General features: G+C 58.0%; 30 protein-coding genes. 7 read left to right on the top strand and 23 right to left on the bottom strand.

The annotated features are described in order from the left end of the window. Nucleotides 1-168: 168 nt before the first annotated feature. The 5 genes from DWQ09_09240 to DWQ09_09220 form a co-directional block, all read right to left on the bottom strand. Entirely contained in the window at nucleotides 169-1,023 is an 855-nt protein-coding gene (locus tag DWQ09_09240; protein KAA3628301.1) for a hypothetical protein, read from the bottom strand. Between the two features lie 32 nt (nucleotides 1,024-1,055). Then, on the bottom strand, nucleotides 1,056-1,790 hold the full coding sequence (locus DWQ09_09235) for a cytochrome c biogenesis protein CcdA (GenBank protein ID KAA3628300.1): 735 nt from the start codon (nucleotides 1,788-1,790) through the stop codon (nucleotides 1,056-1,058). Nucleotides 1,791-1,810: 20 nt separating this feature from the next. Then, the gene (locus tag DWQ09_09230) at nucleotides 1,811-2,647 is read right to left on the bottom strand and encodes a disulfide bond formation protein DsbA (GenBank protein ID KAA3628299.1); all 837 of its coding nucleotides are present in this window, start codon (nucleotides 2,645-2,647) and stop codon (nucleotides 1,811-1,813) included. 188 nt (nucleotides 2,648-2,835) lie between these two features. Continuing rightward, nucleotides 2,836-3,951 (bottom strand): hypothetical protein, encoded by a 1,116-nt coding sequence (locus DWQ09_09225; GenBank protein ID KAA3628298.1) that lies wholly within the window; start codon nucleotides 3,949-3,951, stop codon nucleotides 2,836-2,838. A gap of 217 nt (nucleotides 3,952-4,168) precedes the next feature. After that, complete coding sequence (locus tag DWQ09_09220) at nucleotides 4,169-4,684, bottom strand: hypothetical protein (GenBank protein ID KAA3628297.1); 516 nt, start codon at nucleotides 4,682-4,684, stop codon at nucleotides 4,169-4,171. A gap of 668 nt (nucleotides 4,685-5,352) precedes the next feature. Here DWQ09_09220 and DWQ09_09215 point away from each other — a divergent pair. From DWQ09_09215 to DWQ09_09200, 4 genes are all read left to right on the top strand, one after another. After that, entirely contained in the window at nucleotides 5,353-6,039 is a 687-nt protein-coding gene (locus DWQ09_09215) for a hypothetical protein (GenBank protein ID KAA3628296.1), read from the top strand. Nucleotides 6,040-6,408: 369 nt separating this feature from the next. Then, a complete protein-coding gene (locus DWQ09_09210) occupies nucleotides 6,409-7,581 on the top strand; it encodes a hypothetical protein (protein KAA3628295.1) in 1,173 nt (390 codons plus the stop codon). Beyond that, complete coding sequence (locus tag DWQ09_09205) at nucleotides 7,582-8,691, top strand: ABC transporter permease (GenBank protein KAA3628294.1); 1,110 nt, start codon at nucleotides 7,582-7,584, stop codon at nucleotides 8,689-8,691. It abuts the gene before it with no gap. Nucleotides 8,692-8,703: 12 nt separating this feature from the next. Further along, on the top strand, nucleotides 8,704-9,570 hold the full coding sequence (locus DWQ09_09200; GenBank protein KAA3628293.1) for an ATP-binding cassette domain-containing protein: 867 nt from the start codon (nucleotides 8,704-8,706) through the stop codon (nucleotides 9,568-9,570). A gap of 25 nt (nucleotides 9,571-9,595) precedes the next feature. Here DWQ09_09200 and DWQ09_09195 read toward each other — a convergent pair whose 3' ends face one another. Then, complete coding sequence (locus DWQ09_09195; GenBank protein ID KAA3628292.1) at nucleotides 9,596-10,780, bottom strand: hypothetical protein; 1,185 nt, start codon at nucleotides 10,778-10,780, stop codon at nucleotides 9,596-9,598. Between the two features lie 516 nt (nucleotides 10,781-11,296). Between DWQ09_09195 and DWQ09_09190 the strand changes: the two genes are divergently transcribed. From DWQ09_09190 to DWQ09_09180, 3 genes are all read left to right on the top strand, one after another. After that, nucleotides 11,297-11,848, top strand: a complete 552-nt coding sequence (locus tag DWQ09_09190) for a DsbE family thiol:disulfide interchange protein (GenBank protein KAA3628291.1) — start codon at nucleotides 11,297-11,299, stop codon at nucleotides 11,846-11,848. Then, the gene (locus DWQ09_09185) at nucleotides 11,845-12,276 is read left to right on the top strand and encodes a cytochrome c (protein KAA3628290.1); all 432 of its coding nucleotides are present in this window, start codon (nucleotides 11,845-11,847) and stop codon (nucleotides 12,274-12,276) included. Before DWQ09_09190 ends, DWQ09_09185 begins: the two co-directional genes overlap by 4 nt. A 166-nt stretch (nucleotides 12,277-12,442) precedes the next feature. Next, complete coding sequence (locus DWQ09_09180) at nucleotides 12,443-13,396, top strand: cation transporter (GenBank protein KAA3628289.1); 954 nt, start codon at nucleotides 12,443-12,445, stop codon at nucleotides 13,394-13,396. Between the two features lie 45 nt (nucleotides 13,397-13,441). Here DWQ09_09180 and DWQ09_09175 read toward each other — a convergent pair whose 3' ends face one another. From DWQ09_09175 to DWQ09_09095, 17 genes are all read right to left on the bottom strand, one after another. After that, entirely contained in the window at nucleotides 13,442-13,783 is a 342-nt protein-coding gene (locus DWQ09_09175; GenBank protein ID KAA3628288.1) for an SHOCT domain-containing protein, read from the bottom strand. Between the two features lie 198 nt (nucleotides 13,784-13,981). Then, nucleotides 13,982-14,788 carry a prolipoprotein diacylglyceryl transferase gene (locus tag DWQ09_09170; GenBank protein ID KAA3628287.1) on the bottom strand — a complete coding sequence of 269 codons (807 nt, stop codon included), beginning with the start codon at nucleotides 14,786-14,788 and terminating at the stop codon, nucleotides 13,982-13,984. A 22-nt stretch (nucleotides 14,789-14,810) separates the two neighbouring features. Further along, nucleotides 14,811-15,542 (bottom strand): cytochrome c biogenesis protein CcdA, encoded by a 732-nt coding sequence (locus DWQ09_09165; protein ID KAA3628286.1) that lies wholly within the window; start codon nucleotides 15,540-15,542, stop codon nucleotides 14,811-14,813. Nucleotides 15,543-15,545: 3 nt separating this feature from the next. Further along, nucleotides 15,546-16,022, bottom strand: coding sequence for a two pore domain potassium channel family protein (locus DWQ09_09160; GenBank protein KAA3628285.1), 477 nt, complete (start codon nucleotides 16,020-16,022; stop codon nucleotides 15,546-15,548). Continuing rightward, nucleotides 16,022-16,591, bottom strand: a complete 570-nt coding sequence (locus DWQ09_09155; GenBank protein ID KAA3628441.1) for a carboxymuconolactone decarboxylase family protein — start codon at nucleotides 16,589-16,591, stop codon at nucleotides 16,022-16,024. The genes DWQ09_09160 and DWQ09_09155 overlap by 1 nt, the downstream gene beginning before the upstream one ends. Nucleotides 16,592-16,762: 171 nt before the next feature. After that, nucleotides 16,763-17,368, bottom strand: coding sequence for a ubiquinol-cytochrome c reductase iron-sulfur subunit (petA, locus tag DWQ09_09150; GenBank protein ID KAA3628284.1), 606 nt, complete (start codon nucleotides 17,366-17,368; stop codon nucleotides 16,763-16,765). 38 nt (nucleotides 17,369-17,406) lie between these two features. Further along, on the bottom strand, nucleotides 17,407-18,576 hold the full coding sequence (locus DWQ09_09145) for a hypothetical protein (GenBank protein ID KAA3628283.1): 1,170 nt from the start codon (nucleotides 18,574-18,576) through the stop codon (nucleotides 17,407-17,409). Beyond that, nucleotides 18,554-19,171, bottom strand: coding sequence for a hypothetical protein (locus tag DWQ09_09140; protein KAA3628282.1), 618 nt, complete (start codon nucleotides 19,169-19,171; stop codon nucleotides 18,554-18,556). The genes DWQ09_09145 and DWQ09_09140 overlap by 23 nt, the downstream gene beginning before the upstream one ends. A 17-nt stretch (nucleotides 19,172-19,188) precedes the next feature. Further along, nucleotides 19,189-20,355, bottom strand: coding sequence for a cation:proton antiporter (locus DWQ09_09135; GenBank protein ID KAA3628281.1), 1,167 nt, complete (start codon nucleotides 20,353-20,355; stop codon nucleotides 19,189-19,191). A 15-nt stretch (nucleotides 20,356-20,370) separates the two neighbouring features. Further along, the gene (locus DWQ09_09130) at nucleotides 20,371-20,718 is read right to left on the bottom strand and encodes a hypothetical protein (protein KAA3628280.1); all 348 of its coding nucleotides are present in this window, start codon (nucleotides 20,716-20,718) and stop codon (nucleotides 20,371-20,373) included. Nucleotides 20,719-20,736: 18 nt separating this feature from the next. Continuing rightward, nucleotides 20,737-21,477 (bottom strand): disulfide bond formation protein DsbA, encoded by a 741-nt coding sequence (locus tag DWQ09_09125; GenBank protein ID KAA3628440.1) that lies wholly within the window; start codon nucleotides 21,475-21,477, stop codon nucleotides 20,737-20,739. A 131-nt stretch (nucleotides 21,478-21,608) separates the two neighbouring features. Continuing rightward, nucleotides 21,609-22,328 (bottom strand): YHS domain-containing protein, encoded by a 720-nt coding sequence (locus tag DWQ09_09120; GenBank protein KAA3628439.1) that lies wholly within the window; start codon nucleotides 22,326-22,328, stop codon nucleotides 21,609-21,611. Nucleotides 22,329-22,351: 23 nt separating this feature from the next. Then, a complete protein-coding gene (locus DWQ09_09115) occupies nucleotides 22,352-22,627 on the bottom strand; it encodes a hypothetical protein (GenBank protein KAA3628279.1) in 276 nt (91 codons plus the stop codon). Nucleotides 22,628-22,686: 59 nt separating this feature from the next. Beyond that, nucleotides 22,687-22,968 carry a YHS domain-containing protein gene (locus tag DWQ09_09110; protein ID KAA3628278.1) on the bottom strand — a complete coding sequence of 94 codons (282 nt, stop codon included), beginning with the start codon at nucleotides 22,966-22,968 and terminating at the stop codon, nucleotides 22,687-22,689. Nucleotides 22,969-22,985: 17 nt separating this feature from the next. After that, nucleotides 22,986-23,648, bottom strand: coding sequence for an isoprenylcysteine carboxylmethyltransferase family protein (locus tag DWQ09_09105; GenBank protein ID KAA3628277.1), 663 nt, complete (start codon nucleotides 23,646-23,648; stop codon nucleotides 22,986-22,988). A gap of 73 nt (nucleotides 23,649-23,721) precedes the next feature. Continuing rightward, nucleotides 23,722-24,018, bottom strand: coding sequence for a hypothetical protein (locus DWQ09_09100; protein KAA3628276.1), 297 nt, complete (start codon nucleotides 24,016-24,018; stop codon nucleotides 23,722-23,724). Between the two features lie 19 nt (nucleotides 24,019-24,037). Beyond that, entirely contained in the window at nucleotides 24,038-24,274 is a 237-nt protein-coding gene (locus tag DWQ09_09095) for an SHOCT domain-containing protein (protein KAA3628275.1), read from the bottom strand. Nucleotides 24,275-24,285 lie beyond the last annotated feature (11 nt).

The following is a 24,285-nucleotide window of genomic DNA, read 5'->3' as shown; positions in this document are numbered from 1 at the left end:
GGCACGGCGTTGATCGCTGAGCAAGTGGTCGCAACGAAGAGACGATGGCAACCGCCGCGGCGGTTGATGATGTTCCCAAACTTCAGTTACGCGAAGATAACGCAACCGACGGTCACCATAACACCCCCCTTTTGCGGGAGACAATCTGTACCGCGGGGGACCAGGCGATCAGGGCTTGCTTGCGGTGCGTGGATCGATACAGGCTTTAATGGTGTTGAAATGGCGCCGCAGGAGAGTTGTGTAATGATCAGGGCCCGGCGGTATACCAGAGCCCATAGAATCGAGCTGGCCCGTTCTAACGTGCGTTTTCAGACTCAACAGTTCCAGGTTGTCATCCGGTAGTCCACGTTCGGTAAACAGACAAACCGGTTCGGTGGAGCTTTGAAGATCGGTTTGCGCCTGCAGCAGCCTCGCAGCATCCGCAGATTCCCCCACCGCAAGCGCAAGATGCCCGATAACGCGCATCGCATAGGCTTGCTCGAAGTACTGCTGTGTGTCGTGATAGAGCAGCACCGGGTAACCGGAAACGCCACGGTAACCATACTCGAACTGACGATCGATCTCCGCCAATTCACTGAACATTCGCTTGCGATTGTTGAAGTAGATGTGGCTGCGCGCGGGATCCAGTTCGCTCAATACGCGTGCCAGCAGATCCAACGTCATCAGACCATTACGGCTGTCGAGCCAAAAATAGGGATCGCGTGCATCGGCATTCCGGCGCTGCGGGAGAATCTTCAATTGCTCGATGCCGAGCAACTCCAGTACGTCGGCCTTGTGCACACCGGCCAACGGTACGGCCAGAAAACCTTCGAGTTCCTTACCCACCCACACGATAAGGTCGGCTGCATCGAGTGCAGCCCGATCACGCGCATCGAGTTGGTAGTCAAACGGAGTATTACCCTCTTTGACAAGCAACTTGGGTTCGCCTGCGCCCTGCATCAGACCCGCAACCAGGGCATGCAGAGGTTTGATGCTGACGACAACACGCGGCGCCTCGTTCGCATTTGCCGCGCTCAGACCCATGAGTAGCGCAGCCACTACCAGCAGACATCCCCTCAACCCACCCTCCCGAGCCAGGGAAATGCCTCCAGCAGCCAGAAGGCAAAGGTGCTGAGATAGCCCGTGATCATCGCGATGCCCATGATGATGAGCAGCACGCCGGCACCGCGGTGCAACCACGGTCCCACCCGACGCGCTTTGCGCAGATGGTGCAGCGACCAGTCAGTGAACAGCGCCGCGACAATAAAGGGCACACCCAATCCCAAAGAGTAGATGGCGAGCAGAACAACTCCGGCGCCCTCCGCTGTCGCGCTCACGGTGAGTATGGCTCCGAGTATGGGACCAATGCACGGCGTCCAGCCAAAGGCAAAAGCCAGACCCAGTAAAAATGCCGAAACCGCTCGGCTGCCCTTGGCGATACCGCCGTGATAACGAAACTCGCGCTCCATCCAGTTCAGTTTGATCAATCCGGTCATGAAAATACCGAAGACGATAATGATGACGCCGCCGACAATGTTGGCCTCGTAACGGTATTTCGCAAGCAAACCACCGACCGCGGTCGCGCCCGCGCCGAGCAGAACGAAGACCAGGGAAAAACCGAGCACGAAACAACAGGCGATACCCAGTATCGCCAGTCTTTCTCGCGAAAAAATCTTGCGCTCCACATCGTCCAGGGATTGATCCGCCATGAACGAGAGATACCCCGGAACCAGGGGCAACACGCAGGGCGAGAGAAACGATATGATTCCAGCCGCGAAAGCGGTCAGGACGCCGACGCCTGATATTTCCATGGTCTCTTTATCTTTGGTTCCTAGTTCAACAGTGACTCGAGATCCGCTTTCAGAGCCTCAAATGGCCGCGCCCCCGCTCGGGACAGGACTGCACCGGTTTTGTTGTTGCGCAGAATATTCCCCGGCGTTCCGGTGATCCCTATGGAACTACCCTCCTGGAAATCTTCCTGCACACGAGCTGCGTGCCTGCCGCTCTCCAGACACTCGCCAAACTTCTTCGGCTCCAATCCAATCTCGTTGGCCAGTGACAACAGCTGCTCGGTACTCAACCCCTTGCCGTTGGAGGGGGTCCGGACATAGATCTGATCGGTGTACTTCCAGAATGCCTCGTTGCCTCCCAATTCTGCCGCACACTCGCTCGCTTCGCCTTCGCGCTGCGCGGCCGGATTGTGAAAGCCCAACGGAAAATGGCGATAAACCCAGTTCACTCGTCCATTGAACGCCTGCACCAATTCATGCGCCGTCAGATGGAAGCGCTTGCAGAACGGGCATTCGAAATCGGAGTACTCGATGATAGAGACCTCCGCATCGGGATTGCCGAGGATATGGTCACGTTCTTTGGAAACCGGCCGAACATTCTTTGCCAGCTGCCCTGCCTGTTGTTCCTGGCGCTGTTCCTCGGCCTGACGCGCCGCCTGCTGACGCATCACAAAGCGGCGTATACCCTCGTCGATCTCCTGGTCAAGCGCCCCGCTGCTGCGCAGCTCCTGGATGACCGCCTCTTTGATGCGCTGAACGAGCTGCTCGTCGGTGCCGCTTGGTCCGCTGTCGGCCGCCATTGCTGAAAAGACGCCGGCGCCGAGCAAGACCAGGCCCACGGCAAGGCGCCATTTCACCAGGATCTGTTTGGCTATCATCCCAATCCCCTATCTATTGCGCGGTCACAGCGACGTTATCGGACAGCAAGCCTACCCGAATTTTCCAACGTTTCACACTGACCCATCGGGGTGATATGGGGATCAAGACCCGAGATCACGGTGCAATATTGCAGGCGGGGACCAATCGATGCGTTTCCTGCCCAACTCGTCACGTTTGGAGTACACGCTCAACGACATGCAGGCGGGGCGGTCGCGCACAGTGCCTCCCCCGCAATGGCGACATCGACCAGGTAATAGAGCGACGAGAGACCCAGGCCAATGCGTCCCATATTGTGGAAAATGATGCCCAGAGCCAGGTCTTCAGCACTGAAGCGCGCGTGATCGGCGGCCAACGTGCGGGCCGCAGCACCGGGATCGCCCTCGCCCAACAGCTGCGCCATGCGGCCTATGCCGCTGTGGTAGGCCTGCACCAACAGCAACGAGTACAAAGCTTCACGCTTATCTTCGGGCAGATGCCCAAAGCGCACTTCAAAAAGCGGCCTCAGATTGCGGTCGATTTGCTGGTACAACCTGACTGCGCAATCGACCTGTGCCATGCGATGCAGACGGAAGCGCTCGGCAAGCTCGCAGTCCTTCAGCACTTCGGGGCGGAGTTGCAGTAGACCGACCGCCTGGGCGGATGAAAAACTGTGCTTGCGTACACCGCTCTCTATGATGATCTGTCCGAGAAAGGCGCGCACCACCCGCTCCGGCGTTCGATAGCCTTGCCGCTCGGCTTTTTTCCTGAACACCTGCAGCACCAGCTCGATCAGCGGTATTGGCGCATCGATGCTACCTGCGACCATTCCATCCCAGGTCCCCCAGACGCGGTCGGCCGGATCCGTTCCCAACAGACGGCCCAGTGCTCCGGCCATATCGACATGGGGCTGGTCACAACTCAGGGCAAAAGGATAACCCGTCGCCTCGTCGTTGCCGCTGACCCAGCGATGGACACGATTTTCGCGATACAAGGTTTCGCGCACCGCGTTCAGTCGGTGCTGTGTTTCGGCGAGATCCCCGGCATTCTCCAACCAGGTCAGAAACCTCCCGCGCTGATCGAAAAGAACATGACGGCCGGGTTGAGTGCAGTAGCCCTCACCCAGCAGTACCCAGCGGCGAATCGCCGACAGATTTTTGTACAGCCCGGCGCTGAACACGTAGGGCGTATCGCGAACGACCTGCAACCACGCGGCCGACAGCTCCTCGGCCTGTGTTCGCGGTGCGCAAAGAATCACCAGCACCGGTATCAGCAATGAACGAACCAGATTGTGCAACTTTATGACGATCGGGTAATGGCTCGTCAACAGTATAGGCAGGTCGGCAACTGCTGCTCACCTTCTTCGAAATCGACTGCGTTAATCAATTGACGTCGTAAATCAGATGATGCTGTCTATCAACGGAGGGACGAACCCCATGGCCGGCAGCGCTGACGGACTGTCCGCCAGACGATCGGCGGTTCGTAGTGTGGTTACGGAGTGCGGGTTTGGGCACACCCCGCACCGAAGGGGCAGCGCGGTGCAATCAGCTGTCTTTGGTTGCGGCCACACTGGTTGGCGCGGGGCAGTTGCTCAGAACAAGGTTGGGGGGGTCGAAGGAGAAAATGAACGGCGCGGCTTTCTTCAGTGCGCTCAGGCCGAGGATCTGCCGGGTTTTGCCCGGAAATACCGCCGCTTCAACGTCATTCAGGTGACAAAGGCCACCTATCGACAACGTCTCGATCCGGTAGACGGGTACCGTCAGCTCACTGCCGTCCGCCATCACGCCGCGGAGTTTGCGCACGTAGCGCGCACGATTTTCCTTTTTCAGCGCCGCCAAGGTCTCTTCGTTGATCGTCACATAGCCCGAGCCGGTGTCGACCATGAAGTCCACATCCCCGACACCCTCCATATAGCCGCCAACGTAATAGGTGGCCGTACCGACACTACGCATCGGCACCAAGGTATCGAATTCGGCCGCCTCAACGGCCGGCCATGCCGAGAGCAGTGCCCCGCTGAACGCTGACAAGAGATACACGGCTAGTCGCACAAATGCTCTCATCCTGACCAAGGTTCCTGGCAACGATGCCGCAGCGGGTACCTGCGAATCCCGGCCCAGGCCCCTATAGACCCCGTCAAAGCGGCAACGCGGATTGGCGTGGCGAGACCGAAAGTGACGCAGCGAGTCACCTGGCTCCAGCTCCCTCGGCCGCCCTGAAAGCTCTCCGGGGTGTTGTCTGGCGGTAAATGTGCCATCGTTTCGCCACCCTTCTTCGCGTAAGTTTATTGACACCTGTGACTATCTTGCATTTTACGGGCCAGGTGCCGGCGAAGAGGGCGGAAGGATTGGACCCCGGGCAAAGCGCAATTGGCGGCTCCACCGCCGATCAACAGGCTCCTGCCGCACCCCGTAGCGCAAACACGATGAGAGTCGCGACACGCTGCGATCTGCGGATGCGGAGGGGAGGGCGGTCTATTTTCGAGAATAGAAGGAACTCCGCAGGCACATCGTTTATCTAACGCCTACTCGACACGAACTTGTTCAACACCCGTGTCGGGCAAAATGAAGAGCATGGTTGAATCCCGCGAACTCCCTGCTACCGTTTACATGTTGCGTTCGGTACGGAGGGCATTGGGAACATCCGTTTGGAAGCCCCCAATACTGAGCGCATTCAGCCAAGGCTCATAACTGACCCCCTGGAAAGAGTCGCACCCCCTACGGAGTAAATAATGATGAACAGAAAGCACCGCACCAGACCCCTGATTGCTATTACCGGCCTGGCCCTCTTGATTGGCGTACCCGTTGTTGGGGCGTTGGCGGCTCAACCCGCTTACGTCCTCTCCGACGAGGGAAAATACATAAGCACCGGTTCTGGCGGCTGTCTGCTGACCAATCGATGGACCCCGGAGCTGGCCGTGCGTGAATGCCACCCCAACTTGGTGGCTCAGCGCGAGCAGGAATCGAAACCTGTTGAAATCGCAGCCCTCGAGGAAGCAAAACCCAGCACACCCACGCCCGCGATGATGCTCAAGGAGATTCGCCTTGACGCGTCAGCGCTGTTCGACTTTGACGCTGCGACGCTGCGCCCCGACGGCGTGGCCCAGCTCAACGAATTGATCGAGCAGGTGAGCGCCTTCCGTAACGTCTCAAAAATCGTTGTCGAAGGACATACCGATCGCATCGGCCCGGAGGACTACAATGAAACCCTGTCGCGCAAACGTGCGGAAGCCGTCGGCGCTTATCTCTCGGCCAACGGCACTCTGCCAAGCGAGGCGATCGGGATCATGGCACAGGGCTCACGCAAACCGGTGCGTACCTGCGAAGGTGTCCGCGGTGCAGCTCTTGTTCAATGCCTGCAGCCCAACCGCCGCGTCGAGGTGATGGTGATGGGACTCGAGGAACGCCCCGCGCAGTAAGACCAATCTCGTAATACGTTATCGGACCGGCCGATGGGGGTTACCCCCATCGGCCATTGGCATATCCGGATTCACCATCTTCACCTTTCCTGGACTGCATTAATCCAGCATTTGCTACCGGAGTTCCCGTACAACGTTTACTGATTTGTAGACTCACCAGCATCGCTATGGATTGGTGTCTGGGTATCAACCCAGGCAATCGGATCGGCACGGGAGGTTACAACCCAGCAACCGATCACCACCGTCGTGGCATTTATTGTGCCTGGTGGCGGTATCGAATTCGTTGCGGACGCTTCCTCTCCTGAGCAGACGTGCTCAATACCTCCGCAGTGGACGAACCGCACGAATTTAAAACCGCAGTATCGACCCATGCTTGATCGCAACAGCAACTCGATACACACTCGACCGATGCTGCTTCTCGCCCTACGCCAACTTCAACTCGACCCAATGCGCAGCTCGCTGACGGCACTGGCGTTGAGTGCGGCATTGTCGGTGATCATCGTGCTGGAAGGGTTCGAATCGGGTCTCTACGCACAGCTGCGTCACGTCGTCGCTGCTCGCCAGACAGATCTTTATGTGATGCAAGCCGGTGTGGCCAATCTTATAGCTACCCGCTCTAACTTGCCGCAGCTCACACGCCAGGACATAGAAGCCATCTCCGGCGTAAAAGCAGCGCATCCACTAACTGCTGTCGCGGTGATTTACGATCAGGGAAAACGTAAAAGCCCAGTGTTTCTCTTTGTTTACGACACTCTTGGCGGTCCGGTACGCCTACAGGAAGGACGCCCAGCATCCTCTGGGAGCGAGATCGTTATCGATCGATCGATGGCGTCAGCATATTCACTCCAACTCGGCGACACCGTGGAGATTGCCGATTATGAGTTTTCCTTAGTGGGAATTGCTGAGGAGGAGAGAGCGCTGTTCACGTCCTTCGGTTTCATCACCTACGACGGCCTCATTGATTTCTATCTCGACTCTGATATAGCGGCGGATCTGAGCACGTTCCCGCTGCTGAGCTATCTCCTGGTCGAAGTGGTGGACAATGCGAACCCACGGGAGGTGGCTCTGCGTATTGAAGAGGCGGTGAAGCACGTGGATGTCTATACAACGGAACAGATGATGCGCAACGATGTCCAGCTCGGACGCGACCTGTTTGGGCCGATCCTTGGATTACTCACCGGCGTCGCCTACTTGATCGGCCTTCTCGTAGTCGGGCTCATTCTCTACGCCGATGTTAACGGTAGACTGAATCAATACGGAGTACTTAAAGCACTCGGTTTTGGCAATGGGGCATTGGTGCGCCTGGTGTGGGCGCAGAGCACCTTGCTCCTGCTTTTTGCACTGCCGGTTGGCTGGTTGTGGGCAGAGGGCACCGGTCAGCTGATCGAGCAATTTGCGCCCATCTATCGCGTCGATACCTCCGAGTTATTAGCACTTCTGCGGATCGGCATTGCCGGTTTCGTGTTTGCAGTGATTGGCTCTGTGCTCCCATTGCACCTCATCACAAAACTCGACCCAACCCTCGTATTTCGAAACGGTTAAATGTTGCACTGGACGCTTAAGAGCCTATTGAGAGAACCCCTATCCTTACTGGGGAGCATCCTGGCCGTAGCAGGCGCCTTCGTACTCGTACTCTTCTTCCAGGCAGTATTTCGTGGCGAGTCAAACAATATCGTCTCCTACATTGAGCACAGTGATGCCGATGTCTGGGTGATGCAGAAAGGTGTCACCAACATGCATATGGCTACCTCGTTGATTTGGGACTGGAAGGCAGACAAGGTGGCCGGCATCGAAGGCGTCGAATCGGTTTCCCCCGTTCTTTTTCTCAATACCGTGCTGCAGGCAGGTGGCCGCCGCTGGTTTTCCTATGTTATCGGACGACGACCCGAGGCCAGTGCAGGCGGACCTTGGGCAATGGCGGCTGGACGCGCCGCACCCGACCAAGGCGAAGCCGTCATCCCCGAGGTGCTCGCCCGGATGACTGGCCTTCAACTAGGCGATCTCGTCACCATCGCAGAACAAAACTTGCGGGTGGTCGGATTGTCGCGCGAAACCTTCTCCATGGCTGCTTCGATCACCTTCGTTCACGCTGCCGACCTGGAGGAGATTCTATCCACCATCGGAGTCGTAAGTTACATTCTCGTCAAGGCGACACCAGGAATCGATCCTGCAGCGCTGGTTACGCGCATTGAACAGTCCGTTGAAAAAGTGACTGCGTTGCCACGGACCGCATTTATGCGCAGTGATTACGAGCTGGCGATGCAGATGGGAGTGGAGGTTATTGCCTTAATGACCCTCATCGGGGGAGCGCTGGCCGCCATCATCGTCGCCTTTACAGCCTACTCCCACACCGCTCGCTTACGCCGCGAACTGGCCATCATCAAGGCCATCGGCACACGCAATCGCGCCGTATATCTGAGCGTGCTGTCGCAAGCCGTCAGCATCACCCTCGCGGGGTTCATCGTCGGCGTCGTGATGATCGAGTTACTGGCTTGGCTATTACCGAGCGTGCTGCCGCTAGTCACGCTGTCAGTCGCTGGCAGTGATGTGCTAAACACCGGCCTGGCTGCCGCCGCCATCGCCATCATGGCCGCTTTGCCGCCAGCCTACGCCGTCGCCCGCGTAGACCCTCTGTCGGCTTTCACCGCTTGAGGAAATGCACTCATGACTCGCCCCATGGTGGTTACCGAGCAGTTAGTCAAGCTTTTCGGCAGCGGGCACACCCAAGTTCGCGCGGTGAACGGCATTTCCTTGAAAGCGGCGGCCGGTGAGTTGGTACTCATCATGGGCCCTTCCGGCTCGGGCAAAACCACCCTGCTTTCCATGATCGGGGGATTGCTGCGCCCCACCTCCGGTCGCATCGTGATCGACGGTATCGAGATCAGCGGGATGTCGGAATCAAAATTACCGGAGGTACGGGCCAACCGTATAGGCTTCATCTTCCAGGCCTTCAATCTGCTGGAGGCGCTGAGTGTTGAGGAGAACATCCTCTTTCCCGCACGATTGGCGGAGGGCGGTATACGTGCTGCACGCTCCCATGCGAAGCAGCTGATCGAACGCCTCGGCCTGAGCAGACGTCGCCATGCATTACCAAAAACGCTGTCTGGGGGTGAGAAACAACGGGTAGCGATTGCCCGGGCACTGATCAATCGGCCCGCGTTGATTCTTGCCGACGAACCCACCGGCAACCTCGACTCCCATAGCGGCCAGGAGGTAATGATGATTCTGCACGATATCGCCCGTGACGAAGGGCGCACGATCGTGCTGGTGACTCATGACCCACGCGTCGAGGAAGTAGCCGATCGCATTCTGTGGTTGGAGGACGGGGCGTTGCGTGATCGGAAAGCGGAGCCACATGCCTGGGTGCGCGATCCCGTCTGTGGTATGCGTGTGGATGAGTGGACTTCAATCCTACAAGTTGAGCATCAGGGAAAAAGTTATCACTTCTGTTCCGAGCGCTGCCGGGAGCGCTTCATAGAAGAACCCTTGCGCTATATCACCGCGCAGGACTCAGCGGCGCGGCCCTCCTGACGCCAACGCCGCAATACGAGCGAAATTACATGCACGACATGTGCTTGGGTCCTTGGCACTCCAGGGCGCGCGGTCCCCAAAGGGTTTTCAGGAATGCGACGATATCCTGCACCTGCTCTGGATTCAGTTTTTCTTTCCATGCCACCATGCGCCCGCTGCCCTGCGGCAATCCGTTGAGTATGGTGCTCACCAACTGTTCGTCTGTGTGATGCCAGGCGTGGGCACTGTCGTCCAATGCCGGTGCAAGGGAGTTGGCGCGCTCATCCCACACCAGGGTCTCGCCCATGCCGAGATAGCCGTGGCATACCTGGCAATTGGTCTCGAAGAGTTCTTTGCCGCTCTTTGTGGCATCACTCGTGTTTGTGCTGCTGCCTGCCCAAGCTTGCCAGCTTCGCCCACCATCGCCACTTTCAAGCAGCTTTAGTGCATTGGTGAGTACCGCCAGCTTGTCACCCACTGCTACCATATCCACCGGCACTTGACTGCCAAACGGATTGGCGAGCACTTGCCAGTCGGAACCCGATTCGTCAGCCGCCAGCAGCCCCTGGCCGACGATGAACGTAGTCACGCGGCCGCCCTTTGATCCCACATAGGTGGCAGGTGCTTTCGCACTATGCGCGGGCAGCCAGTTTTTGCCCTGATCATCGCTGCGCAACAACCCTTGCCGGGTTGCCGCGTAGAGCCGATCCGGATTTACGCTGGAAACTGCCAGGTGGAAGAGCTTGTCGGGGGCATCACCAATGCGTTGCCAGTTTATTCCGCCATCGGCACTGCGCTGCAGCCCATGGTGGACACCGTACAGCACTTGCGAGCTCGACGGGCTTACTGTCAGCTGGTGAAAATCAGCCGGCCCTTCATATCCATCGGAAAGCTTGCGCCAAGTGCGGCCGTTATCTTCGGAGCGCAGCAGCCCAAGATTGCCACCCTCCTCGGGATGCCCACTGGCATAGAGTTCGCCACGAGATCCGCGGGCGAGCCCCATAAAGTCGTGCTTGGATTCGGAAAGTCTTTCCAGCGCACCAGCCGCGTTCAGTCGATACAGGCCGTCGTGCGCCCCGACCAGGAGTTCATCTGGAGAACGGCCTGTTTCAATGGCGTGAACGTGGCCGACTTTGTCGAACAGCCCACCCCAAGCCGATGTCACCGTCAGTGCACCGAGAAAAACCACCATAGAGAAAACGTGCTTTATGTGGTCGAAATGCTGAACCATCTAATACCCCTTTTGGTCCTAGTGAGTGAAGATCAATGGCGAGCCGAGATTTCGACTGTAACCCCTCGCAGTACTCTGGCAAAATGCATTGCATGAAACGTTCTGGCCACCCACCCTGCAACGGACATCGCAAGGGGGTGATCCTGCTTCTCTTGGTTGCTATGGTGGGCCTGCACCTCCCCTTGGCCATGGGGAGCTTCCAGCATCCAGTAAATGACCCAACGCATTCAGTGAGCACCCCCGATCGGACCGCCAGCTGCTGTCAGGATAGCGCAGCTTCCCCGACCAATTGCTCGGTGTGCACCCTCTATGCTGCCCTGCGGGAGGGAGGAACCGCTTTCGCAGCACCAGGCACACCCCAAATCAATAGAATTGACCATCGACCGCTGCAACAGTTCTATACGCCTCCGCACCGCCCTCCCATAGCCGGATAATCTCCAAACCCCCGCCCTCTGCCGCGGGCAACCTGCGCGACGGCCCCCGTGTCGCCAACCATTCGTTAAATGGAGATGTACCGTGAACTATCGCTACCTGATTCCGATTGGGATATTTATCCTGCTGGTTGTCCTGTTCGGACGCGGCCTCTACCTCAACCCGCGCGAAATACCCTCTGCGCTGATCAACAAACCCGCTCCTGAGTTCGATCTGCCAACGCTGCGTGACCCTGACCAGCGTTTTACCAAACAGATCTTCATCGGTAAGGTCTCCCTCTACAACGTCTTCGCCAGTTGGTGCACCGCCTGCCGTCAAGAGCATCCGCTGTGGATGGAATTCGCCCGCGAAGGGAAGTACCCGCTCTACGGATTCAACTACAAAGACAAACGTGAGGACGCCCTGCAATGGTTGGCCGAACTGGGTGACCCTTACGCGGAGATCGCCTACGATTTTCCCGGTCGCAGCGGCATCGACTGGGGCGTGTACGGGGTACCCGAGACCTTCATTCTCGATAAACAGGGGACCATCCGCTACAAACAGATCGGCCCCATCAATCGCGAAATTCTCGATACGAAAATTCGTCCGTTACTCGACCAGCTGCAGCAAGAACCCTATCAGGAGATTCACACATGAAATATCTACTCTTAATCGTCACCATCGGCATTGCCCTGATCGGCTACGGTGTGGCCACTACGGGTATCAAAACAGACACCAGCGCGCCAATCACCCAAGGACCCTCTGAGGAGGTTCTCAGAAAACTCTCCCGTCAGGCGCTGGCCGGTAGGCCAGCATTCGATAACTTCTGTGCCTCCTGTCACGGAGGAGCGGCTGAAGGCACCAAACAGGGACCACCCCTGGTGCACAAAACCTACAACCCCGGACATCATGCCGACGAAGCGTTCACCCGCGCCGTGCGCAACGGCGTCAAACAACACCACTGGCGCTTTGGTGATATGCCCGCACGACCTGAAGTCTCTGACGGGGAGATTCCGAAGATCGTGAGTTACGTCCGAGAATTACAGGAAGCCAGCGGCATTTTTTACCAACCACACAGCATGTGAGGCCGACCACAAGCGTACCGCAAGGACGACGAACGAGAATTCGGTGATCACCTTCGAGATTGGTATGCCTGGGCCTCGCAATCGTACAGCTTTGGCAACGCGCGCTATCCTCAAAGAAAAGTAGGTTCCTCTTTGGTCTATCTGTCGTTGCAGGAGGAGTGTAACCATGTCGAATCACACACCCGAGGGTGGCCACGGTCATGCCGGACACATGCCCACCAGCGGAAGGGGAATGGTGATCTCCGCCTGGCTGACCGGTACCTATTTCGTGATCGAGATGGGCATCGGCGTATGGACCGGCTCCATCGCGGTGATCTCGGACGCCTTCCACACCTTCTCGGCTGTCGGCGGAGTACTGGTGGCGATCGTCGCCGCCAAACTCGCCCGTCGCCCGGCTGACGAGGATCGCAGTTTCGGATGGTATCGCGCCGAGATCATCGGAGCGCTGGTCAATGGCGGCTTCTTGCTCGGCATGGCGCTGATCGTAATTGCAATGGGCGCTATGCGGATGAGCAATCCAATCGACCTCCCCACCACGCCAATGCTCCTGGCTGCGGCGGGAGGGCTGGTCACCGAATTCATCTCGCTCGGTCTGATCTGGAAACAGAGCCATAGCGATCTGAACGTGAAGGGCGCGCTGTGGCACATCATCCAGACCTTCGTCGGCAGCCTGCTCATTATCGTCACCGCACTGGTGATCCACTTCACCGGCTTCCTGTTGATCGATCCACTGCTGGGAATGGGATTCGGGTTCGTCCTCATTTGGGCCAGTTGGGGTATTCTGCGCGACGCCGCCCACCTCTTGATGGAAGGCACTCCCAGGGAAGTGAGCCTCGGTGCGGTGATCGAGAAGCTGGGAGAACTGGAGGGCGTCGCGGATGTCCACCACGTCCACGCCTGGGCACTGACCAGCGGGCGTTACGTCTTCTCCGGTCACCTGCGGACCGACGACGATACCGACCCCCAAACCGTTCTTGAGACGGCGCATCGCCTGCTGCGGGAGAACTTCGGCTTCTTTTTCATCACACTGCAGGTAGAGAACACCTGTCAGGACGAATCCGGCACCGAGGCAATCGACGTGACACGCACCGGACCGATAGCGGCAAAGCCGGCAGGGTGAAAAGGTGGTGACGCATCGTGCGTCGCTACCTCTCGCACTGGGCTTTCATCCCGTCAGGTCGCGTCGTTTTTGCTCATACTCCTCACGGTCGATTTCACCTCGAGCATAGCGTTCCTGTAAAACCTCGAGGGCGCGATTCCGCGCAGGGGCAGATTCACCTCCCTGCGCCGACCCGCCGCCCAGCCAGCGGACCACCGCAACAATCAATACGATGATCACGCCCCAGAACAGAAGCATCATCAGGGAACCGAAAAGCATATGGCCCCAGCCCCAATCCCAACCGTAGCGCCAGAAGCCAGGCTGATCACCGGAGATCTGCGCTTGCACCTCAAGTGCAGCAACTGGGGCGGTCAACACCACCACGGCATTTATCCATTGTCTTCGCATGTGCGTCTCCTCGATAACATCGGACAACGTGCAGGTACTCGTCATTGTGGTTACTGTGCCCTTCGTGCCGTCCTGGCCAAATGCCCCCACATTCCCTTTGGCGCGTATTGTGTACTTCGGGTCGCAGCGGCATAAAATCCCGCATCGCCTGGGAGCGAGTGCGGACCAGCCATGGAGTCATCGGATCGCTCGCGGATCTCACCGCTCCGCCACTGCGGCCACCGTTCGCTGCTTTCGGTAGGCGAATGCGAACAGGCCCACGCCGAACACAAGCATTGGCAGCGACAACACCTGCCCCATAGTCAGCCAATCCAGGACAATAAACCCAAGGTGCGCGTCGGGTTCACGGGCGAACTCCACGACGAACCGGAAGGCACCGTATCCCACTAAAAACAGCGCGGATACTGCGCCAGCAGGCCTCGGGCGCCGGCTGTACCACCAAAGCACCAGAAATAGCAGCAATCCTTCCAATGTGGCCTGATACAGTTGGGAGGGGTGGCGTGCATAATCGCCACCGCCGGGAAACACTATCGCCCAGGGGGCATCGGTCACCCGCCCCCGGAGCTCGCCATTGATAAAGTTACCGATACGCCCGGCACCCAAACCCAGGGGCACCAACGGCGCGATAAAGTCAGTGACAAACCAGAAGGTTCGCTGGGTACGTCGCGCATAGATCCACATGGCCAGCACGACACCTAGGAAGCCGCCGTGGAACGACATCCCCCCCTCCCAGACGCGGAACAGGTAGAGCGGATCGTCCGCCAGCCACTTCCAACCGTAAAACAGCGTATAACCGATGCGCCCGCCCAATACTGCGCCGAGGGCGCCGTAGAACACCAGATCGCTGACCTGATCGTTGTTCCAGCCGCTGCCCGCCTGTTTTGCTCGCCATCGTCCCAGCCACCAGGCAAGTCCGAAGGCAACGAGATACATCAAACCGTACCAATGCACGCGCAGCGGGCCGATGGAGAAGGCAACGGGATCTATCTGGGGAAAAGTCAGCATCGTTTAGAGTCCATAGAGTTGATTAGGCGATTGAGCCGAGAATCGGAAAAGTATCCAGCAACCAAAACGAGAAAGTCCCGAGATAGCCGGTGATCATCGCTGTGCCCATGACAATGAGCCGCATGCCGGCGATCCGATGCAACCATGGACCGAAGCGTCGCGCCTTGTGCATGTGATGTAGAAACCAATCGGTGAAGAGCGCCGCAAGCAGAAAGGGTACACCGAAACCTAGAGAGTATATGGCAAGTAGCGACGCGCCTTGAGAGGATGATGTTGCGGCTACCGCTAGTATCGCCCCCAGGATAGGTCCAATGCAGGGTGTCCAGCCGAAACCGAAAGCGATCCCCAATACACCCGCCGAGGCTGCTCGCCCTCCCTTCATCTCACCATGAAAACGCAGTTCGCGCTGCAACCAGTTCCACCGGATCAATCCAGTCATGAACAGACCGAAGATGATGACGATGACAGCACCGACGATGTTGGCGTCATAACGATAGTGGCCCAGGAGACTTCCCAAGGTCGTTGCGCCCGCACCAAAGGCGATAAACACGACGGAGAAACCCAGCACGAAACACAAGCCCAGACCCATGATTGCCAGGCGCTCGCGGGAAAACACATGGCGCTCGACGCCATCCAGCGACTGGTCGGAGATGAATGACAGATACCCGGGCACCAAGGGCGGTACGCGGGGGGATAAGAAGGAGATCAGGCCCGCAACGAAAGCAGAAATGACACCGATGCCGGAAATATCCATGCGCTACACCACCTTCGTTCTATCGCCAGACTTCGAGCACCGCGGCTCCGCACACGGCTGCCACTGCCACAGGCGCCCCATAGCGATGTAGATGAATGAACCTGACCAGGCGATTAACAGCAGACCGTTCAATGCCTCGACACCTGTGAGAAAACGGAGATGACCCACTGGGAATACATCCCCCAATCCGAGCGAAGTAAAGGTAACTGCGGAGTAATAGAGGTAATCGAGCGGCGCCGCGACAGGGACGCCGCCCAATCCTCCCATCTGGCTGAACTCCGCCGCAACGAAAATCACCCCGGCATAGAGACCGATCTCCACCAGGTGCGCTGCCAGGGTGGCCAGTACAATAGCGATCATTCTCGTCGGTTTTCGCATGGGTATGCGGCCCATCCCGCCCGACAACCAGCGCAGCATCGAAAAGTGGGTGAGAAAAGTCGCAACGACCAACACCACCGCTAGGGTTACCGCCAACCACATCACTCCAACTCCTTTACTTCAGTCTCCGAAACGGGTATCCGGCAAAATCCCTGCGGCTCCACACCCAGCGCGGCGTTGAACTTGCTGGACATATTCTGAAAGCCGATGAGGCCGGTCAGCTCGATGATCGCATCGTCATCAAAATAGTTCCGTAGCGCCTCGAAATGCCGTTTGGCCGGCTGCCGATCACTGAAAGTAACCGCTTCGACGTAGCGCAATACCGCTACCTCCCGATCATCAAATAACGGGCTTTGCGCATAATCACCCAGCGCCAGCAGCTTCTCCTCAGACAGACCGCGTTTCAAAGCCAACGACGAGTTGATATCGACACAAAAGGCACACCAATTGATCTGGGAGACACGAACCGTCACCAGCGTTCTTAATACAGGATCAAGGGGTGAGGCACGGCGATCGAAGGCACCGTACAACAAGGCCAAAGCGGCGAAAACTTTGGGAGAGCGCCCCCATAACCGGGCCGGCTCGAGCACGCTCCCGTAGCGGCGCCGCTGATTCCAGAAAAAAAGGCGCACGTACCAAGGAAACCGATGGTTGCTCAGCGTTTGAATCACTGCCACAGCGAACACTCCTTCACTACATAAGCCAGGCGTACCGGATCACGATCACGCAAGCACTTGGCTGAGCCAATATCTGTGAATACGACGCGCGCATGTAACGCGCTGCTTGGCATAAGAGTTGGGTTTAGTCGGTATTTCACTCTCAAGTGAGATTTTTTCGCTGATTCAAGATTGCGCTGTACCGTGATCGACACCGATCTCGATGTGCGTGTCGCTCAGAAAGCGGTAAGGGGGTATCAACAGATTCTTCGGTGCCGGTACGCCCTTGAAGACCCGCCCCGCAAAATCGAAGCGCGAGCCGTGACAAGGGCAGAAATAGCCGCCCGGCCAATCAGGACCCAGATCGGCGGGTGCCACCTCCGGACGGAAGGTCGGTACACACCCCAGGTGCGTGCAGATGCTGACGACGATGAAGTACTCATCACGTATCGAACGATGCGAATTGAGCGCGTAATCGGGCTGCTGGGTCGTTACCTCCGAGTTCGGATCGAGAAGTTGTTCGAGGTGTTCTGGCCGATCGATGCGCTCGAGAATCTCCGGCGTCCTACGCAGGACCCACACCGGCGTCTTGCGCCACGTGACCGTGATCTGCTGCCCCGGTTCGATCTTACTGATATCAACCTCCACCAGTGCGCCTTGCGCCTTGGCCAACGCGCTCGGCTTCAAAGAAGCCAGAAAGGGAATCGCACTCATGGTTAACCCTGCGGCGCCTACCAGCGTGGTGCTTGCAACCAGGAATCTTCTGCGTCCATCCAAGATCAAAGTATCCATCACACACCTCCGTTACGATTCGACCCGCTGAAGCTCGGTCACACCGCAATACCCAGCTGCCCGTTACACCGGCACCAGGTGCAATCACAATTCGATCTCGGTAAGGTCAGCGCAGGAAAGCGGCGATGTCCCACCCACCGATACCACAGCCGCTTCCAGTTCTGTGGCCGGTAGCACCGTTGCAACCAGGCACGCGGATCTACTGTGGTGTCTAGGTGGCCCAACAAGGAGCGATAGCCTCGGTTTCCAAGGCGTTCGAAGAACCAGCGATTGGTGACTGCGGTTTCATGAAATGCCACGCATTGCTCATTCCAGAACCGTTCGTAGCCATCCAGGTCACCGCTGATCAGAGCGCGTCCTGCGTGAGTTCCAGAGCCGATCGCCCAGCGCATCCCGAAACCGAACAGCGGATCCTGTAGCCCCGCCGCCTCACCGGCGTAGAGCATTGCGCCTTTGCGAGCAACAGGCGGTAGGAAGAAGTTGCCAATACCGCCGAAGTGTCGGATGTCGTGCATGCGTAATCCCACATGCGTGGTGAAAAACGCGACGCTGCGCTCGCGATAAACACGCTCTCGATGGAAATCGGTGAACAGACAGGTTGCGAGCGTTCCTCGCCCTCCGCAAATCAGTAAATAAGCGTAACCCTTTGGAGCGAGATCGTCGGAAGCTGCGGCGTAGGCGCCATCGGCCATGTCGGTGGTAAACACCAACCCGGAGGCGATGTCATCGGCGCGACGCGGCCCCTCGGTGACAATGCCACCGTCCGGCAGCTGATGCCGTGGTTCGTTGAGACGTAGATCAACGCCGGCCGCTGCAACCTGATGCATTAACGCATGATCAAGCGATCCAGCCCTGGTACCGCGCCGCACCAGATAGAACAGCGGACGCGGCGCGCGAAATGTCTTGCTGCGCCCTTGCGGATCGAAGCAAGTAAGCTCATAAAAAGGGATGTGCTCAAAATCCAGCGCGATACCATGTGCCGCCAGCTCATCCAGCACATCTTCATCTCTGGTCCAGTTCTCCAGGCCCTGAAAATCGTCGTGGAAACGCGCCCCAACCTCCGAGCGTTTTTCATAAACGCGGGCCTGGCCCCCGTTTGCGGTTACCGCAAGCGCCGCAGCGAGACCAGCCGGGCCAGCACCCGAAATCTCAATAACCGAGCTTCTTCCCAGCGGACGAGAGACGTTAGGCACCGGCGGCACTGCCATGGCGTAGCGCCTTCTCCAGCGTCATGAGAAAACTAAAAGCCGGGTGCTTGAACTGCGCGTGACGCAGCACTTCCCAGTGTTGGCGTAAATAGCTTTGCAGATACTCGACAACATGCCGTAGTGCTAGCGACTCAAATGACTCGCTAACACCATTCGGGTTGACGCTGCCGAAAGCGAGGAGACGCACACAGTGACCCGTTTCTGTAACCGCCCGCCCATCCCGTAACAACGTCTCTACCACCCCCGCTACGGTATCCGCCGAACAACAGCCAAAGCGGGCAAGCACTGCAGCAATGACCTTGGGATTTCGTGCGCCGCGATTCAGTTCTGCTCGTCCTTCTTTGACCTCACCAATAATCATGTCCGACTGCCCAACCGGGCACCCTAACTCGGGATCGGTCTCAAAACGGGTTGCGCGTGCAGCATCGCCGATAACCCGGCGACCCGCATGGGGAAAACGGAAAGCCAGGATGTCGAGATCCGTGACTACACGAAAGCGGCGTCCGCGTTGCATTTCCAGGACCGGATATTCAGTCACGGTGAAGTAACCGTTCAGATTGAGATACGCCTGCACTAACGCCACCGCGTTATCCATGGTTTGACCCTCGCGCCTCAGTCTTCGCGCTCGCCGATGTTCGGCACCTGCGCGCAAAGTAGGCCATGCCCACCGGTGCCAGCAGTGCGCAGAGGACCGTCATCAGCACCAGCGCAACCAACATGTGATGCGATAGGTGCCCCTGGGAAAATCCCAGAGCCGCAATCACCAACGCCACTTCGCCTCGGGGCGACATGCCAAATCCCACCAGCGCGCGCCTCCCAACCCTTCACACTCAGGGCGCCCGCCATAGCGCCCAATACTTTTCCCGCAAAAGCGGCAATCACCAAACCAATCAACAGCAACGGCATTCCGGCATCTGCGATCACGCTCCAATCCGCGCGACTGCCGATAGCGATAAAGAAAAATGGTGTAATAAGGGCAACCAGCGGTTCGAACGATGACGCGGGCACCAGCTTGGCCTGACGGTCGAAACCGGCCCTGACACCCAAACCGGCAAAAAACGCACCGACGACGGGAGAAAACCCCGCGAGATCTGTCGCCCAGCCGGCAATGACCAGAAAAACAGCGACTGCCGTTACCGTCACGTACGAACCCCGCTCCAGCAGAAACCCGCCGGTGGATTGAAAAAGCGAGCGGCCGCTCCAGAAAATCGCTGGCAGCAACACAATGCCCGCCACCAGCGATATGCCCAGCATTTCAGCACTGAAGACCTTGGAAAATGTGCCGTGCGCGACAGCCAGAAGGTACAACGCGATCACATCATCGATGACAGCGGCCGCCAGCACGATTTCCCCGACGCGCCGCTCGATCAGTCCGTACTGTCGCAGCACCTGGACGCTGATCCCGACACTGGTAGCGGCCAGAACGATACCCACATAAACCGCCTCGGGCGCTTGCGAACCCCACCCGATCGCCACCCCGTATCCCGCTACCCAAGAAAGGCCAATGCCAAGGATTGCAACCAGCACGCCCGAACGCCCGGCGTCCGCTAAACGCTGCACACCCAATTCCATTCCGGCGAAGCCCAGAAGCAGGACGACCCCCAGCTCCCCGAATAACCGAATCGCCTCACCGACTTCGATCCAACCCAGCACGGGCGGTCCAATCAACATGCCCAGCAGCACCTGCGCCACGGCGACTGGGAAGCGAAACCGGCGGGCCAGCCAACCGAATGCGACACTGAGCACCAGTATCAGCAATACATCCAACGACATGGTCATTCTTTGCAAAGACTGTTAACTGTCTGACTTTGATATTTGCGTGGGTTTTGTGTCGCCCCCCGAGCCACTCTCCGAACCATGACAAGAGTCTTTGCCGTGCCCTTTGTGCATGCACATAGCCAGTAGACACATCACCGCGCAAGGGGCCAAAGCAAGGACCAATGGCGCCATACCGACCGCCACAAGCCAGCTCCAATTGAACCAGGCGCCCACGCCGAATAGTGCGGCAGCAAGCAGTATCTGTACGCGGCGTTGTGTCAGCCAATAGCGAGCCAGCAAGTAAAGATCGCGACCGATGGGACGCGTTTCATTTTGTTTCACAATAGGATCATTCATACGCCTGTTCTCCGACTGTTTGCCCATGTCTCTGCCGGGAGTGAATTACCGAAGCAACTCCGCAACCGCCGCCTTCAAATGTTCAATCGGGCGAGCCCCCGCCCGGCTTAGAACTTTGCCTGTTTCGTTGTTGCGCAAGATGTTGCCAGGTGTTCCTGTAATGCCTATATCCGTGCCTTCTACAAAATCTTCCTGGACCCGTGCACTGTGGCGACCGCTGTCAAGGCAGCTCTTGAATTGCTTGCTGTTGAGGCCGATCTTGGTGGCGAGTGGTGTCAGTTGTTCAGGAGGCACGCCTTTTCCATTGGACGGCGTTGCCTCAAACACGAGATCCGAGTACTTCCAAAAGGCGTCATTACCGCCCAGTTCGGCAGCGCACTCCGTTGCCTCGGCTTCACGCTGAGCGGCAGGGTTGTGAAAGCCGAGCGGAAAGTGGCGATAGACCCAGTTAACCTGACCGCCCGATTCGTCCACCAATTGCTTCGCGGTCTGGTGAAAGCGCTTGCAGAAGGGGCATTCAAAATCGGAGTACTCGATCAGCGAAACCTTTGCGGTCGGATTGCCGTAGATATGATCCCGCGCAGGATCGACCGGACGGACATTCTTTGCCTCTGCCTGCTCCTCCTGCTGTGGACGGCGTTGCGCTTCGGCACGCTGACGCGCGATCGCCCGACCGATACCTGCATCTACCTCCCGGGCAAGAGCGCCACTTTCGCGTAACTCTTTTATAACCTCGTCACGGATGCGTTGGACCAGGTCACGATCTACAGCGTGTTCGGCCGCCATCGACGGCGCCATCCATAGCAGGGAGATCAGCAGGGTTGGTAGCGCAGCGGCAGCTTTCATATCGATCGTCATTATCCTGTTCATCAGCTCTCCTGAATCTTGTAGTTGCGTCTTTGAAATCCGAGCACCGCTCAGCCCGCGGCAGCGATTTGTTCGTTGCAGAAACAGTTCGGTTTGCGGAAGTGTCCGCCCCGGTACGCGTCGAGCATCCGCTGCAGCAGTCGTTCCGGTTCAGATTCATAAACCATGAGCGCACCGGTCTCTTTGCCGATCGATTCAACCAGCGCCGGTAACTGATCGGCGATACCGCCACTCCCTTTCAGCACGCCGATGAGCTTCCCTTCGTCGTAGGCGATGGCAAACTCGCCCAGCGTGCCGGAGCGGCCACCCAGCACCACCACCATGTCGCTGGAACGGATATTGGTGACCTCGCGACCCATGAGCCCACTGCCCGTGTAAACCAGCACATCGAACGCATCGACCGGCGATAGGTATTTGTGGACGTGTTCGTCGAGGCTCAACGCAGGGGAGATACCAATCGACATACCACCCAATTGCCACGCCCCCCGCGCGCACTCGTAGGGCAAGCCAGGGCATGCGCCCGTAATCAACGTCAGCCCCTGATGGGCGATCTCCTTGCCCAGGCGAAAAGCGTGCTGTCGCAGCCACTCGGCATCGTCCGAACCGGCCGACCCCATAACGCCCACACAAAGAGCAGGCGCAAGATGCTTACCGATGAAGATGTTCGGATCAGCGTTAAATTTGTTGCGACAGATTTCTGAGCAGAAGTAGTAACCGTGGCCTCTATGAACGACCATCGCCGCGGCGCTGCGCGGGTCTACTTCCATCATGCAGACCGGGTCGTGCATCGTCATCAAGCCCCCGCTCCGTGCGCCGCGCGGTTCGCGAAGAAGTTGTAAAGCGGAACCCAAATCAGCGCAAAGAACCAACCGTAGCCGTAGGCCTCAACCGCTCCCACTAACACGCTGCGCCAGCTGATCCACTCAAACCCGGGCAGCAGTTTGCGCCAGGACTCGAACATGGCCCACTGTGGGAAAAGCAAATCGAAGCCTACACAGAGCAGAAAGGTGAACAGCAAAAAAATACTGCTCGCTTGACCCACCGCAGATAGTGATATTCCAACTTTCATCGCTAGTACTCCTCGAGTGATTACCGAGCTCGCATCAAACCGCCCAAGCCCTTTGCCGTCTATGTCATCGATTTGTCGAGCGAATCATTTTTCAAGTATTGATCAGGATCATTCTCGAATTTGTCCAAGCAGGATCGTGAACAGAATCGATACAGCGTGCCTTCATGCGCTTTACCGTACCCAGCGTTGGGATCGACCTCCATACCGCAAACCGGGTCCTTGTGTTTACCAGATGGATTACTGCCCGCCCCATGACCGTGAATCAAATGCGCACCGCAGCCGAAACGCATCATCAGGTAGAACAACCCGGCAAAGAGCAACAGCGAAAGCAACCCTTCCATCACCTATCTCCTACAAGTCATTTGGCAACCGGCGGCCTTGCATCGAACAGCGTCCGCCAATGCCCGGGAGGGGGGAAAAAGCGCGGCGTCGCGCGCTGGTAGCGCTCATAAGCGTCGCCGAATCGTTCCAGCAATAACCGCTCCTCGCGTAAGGCCAAACGGCGGTAGGCCACGATCAGCACAGGCGCCATGAGCACCGTCAGAATTGTTGGCCATTGGATGAAGAACCCGGCAATGACTAGAAAAAAGCCGGTGTACTGCGGGTGGCGTACGGAGGCGTATACACCGTCGGTCACCAGATCCCCGCCGGCCCAATGCACACGCCGCCAACCACGGGCGAGCAGGATGTAACCCGCTATCAGCAACAGTGAACTGACAACCATCACCAAGCCCCAGACCGCGAGCGACCCACCCGACAATGCCACCCACAGATGTCCGTTTTGATGCGTCAGGGGATTGAGTACCGGATAGCTCTCACCCAGCCATCCAGACAACAGGTAGATGGTCAGCGGGAACCCGTACATCTCAGTAAAGAGCGCAACAAGGAAAGCGCCCACGGCACCCAAGTTGCGCCACTCCGCCCATCCCCGCGGCGCGAGAAAGCTCGTTAGGAAAAAGAGAAAGAAGGCGACATTGAGCGCCACCATAGACCACTGCCCATATGCTTCGAACGTGTTCATGGATCAGCCTCGACCGAAGGAAGTGATCGGCTTGCCGGCAACGTCTTTTTGCCGACCTGAATTCGCACACCACTCACCTCATGCACGAACACCCGGTCACCGACCGCAACGCCTCGCCCGACTGCGCACTCCACGGCTCGCCCTCGATGTGCACGCGAAGGTAGGGAGCAATCTGAATCACAGCGCCGCTCCTCCCGTACAGCAGTTGTCGCAGCGTGCTGGCGTACCGGCGGCGCAAGCGCGAAAGATAGAAATAGGTCGCCAGACAACCGAGCAACACCAAGGCATAAAACGACAAAGCGATCGGAGCTGGGGCGAGCCAAAACGCAGGCAACGCCAGCATGGGAATAAAGAGCACCAATGAAATCACGATACGCTCCTCCGGAAGCTTAATTGCTTAAATCACGACGCATCTGTTCATACTCTTCGCGATCGATCTCGCCCCGCGCATAGCGCCCCTTGAGAATTTCCAATGCCGTTGGTTGGAAATCGGCGCCCGACTCCCCGGGTCGAACCCATATCCGACGGATCAAAACAATGATCCCGAGTATCACCAGCACCCATAGCAGCACCATCCAGATGCCGCCGAATCCCATCCACCCGCTTCCCCATTCACCACCCATCATGTGCGTTCCTC

The sequence above is a fragment of the Pseudomonadota bacterium genome, assembly GCA_008501635.1.
In the GTDB taxonomy this organism is placed as follows: domain Bacteria; phylum Pseudomonadota; class Gammaproteobacteria; order QQUJ01; family QQUJ01; genus QQUJ01.
The sequence above is the reverse complement of the archived record's forward strand: the minus strand, read 5'-3'. Positions and strand labels throughout refer to the sequence as shown.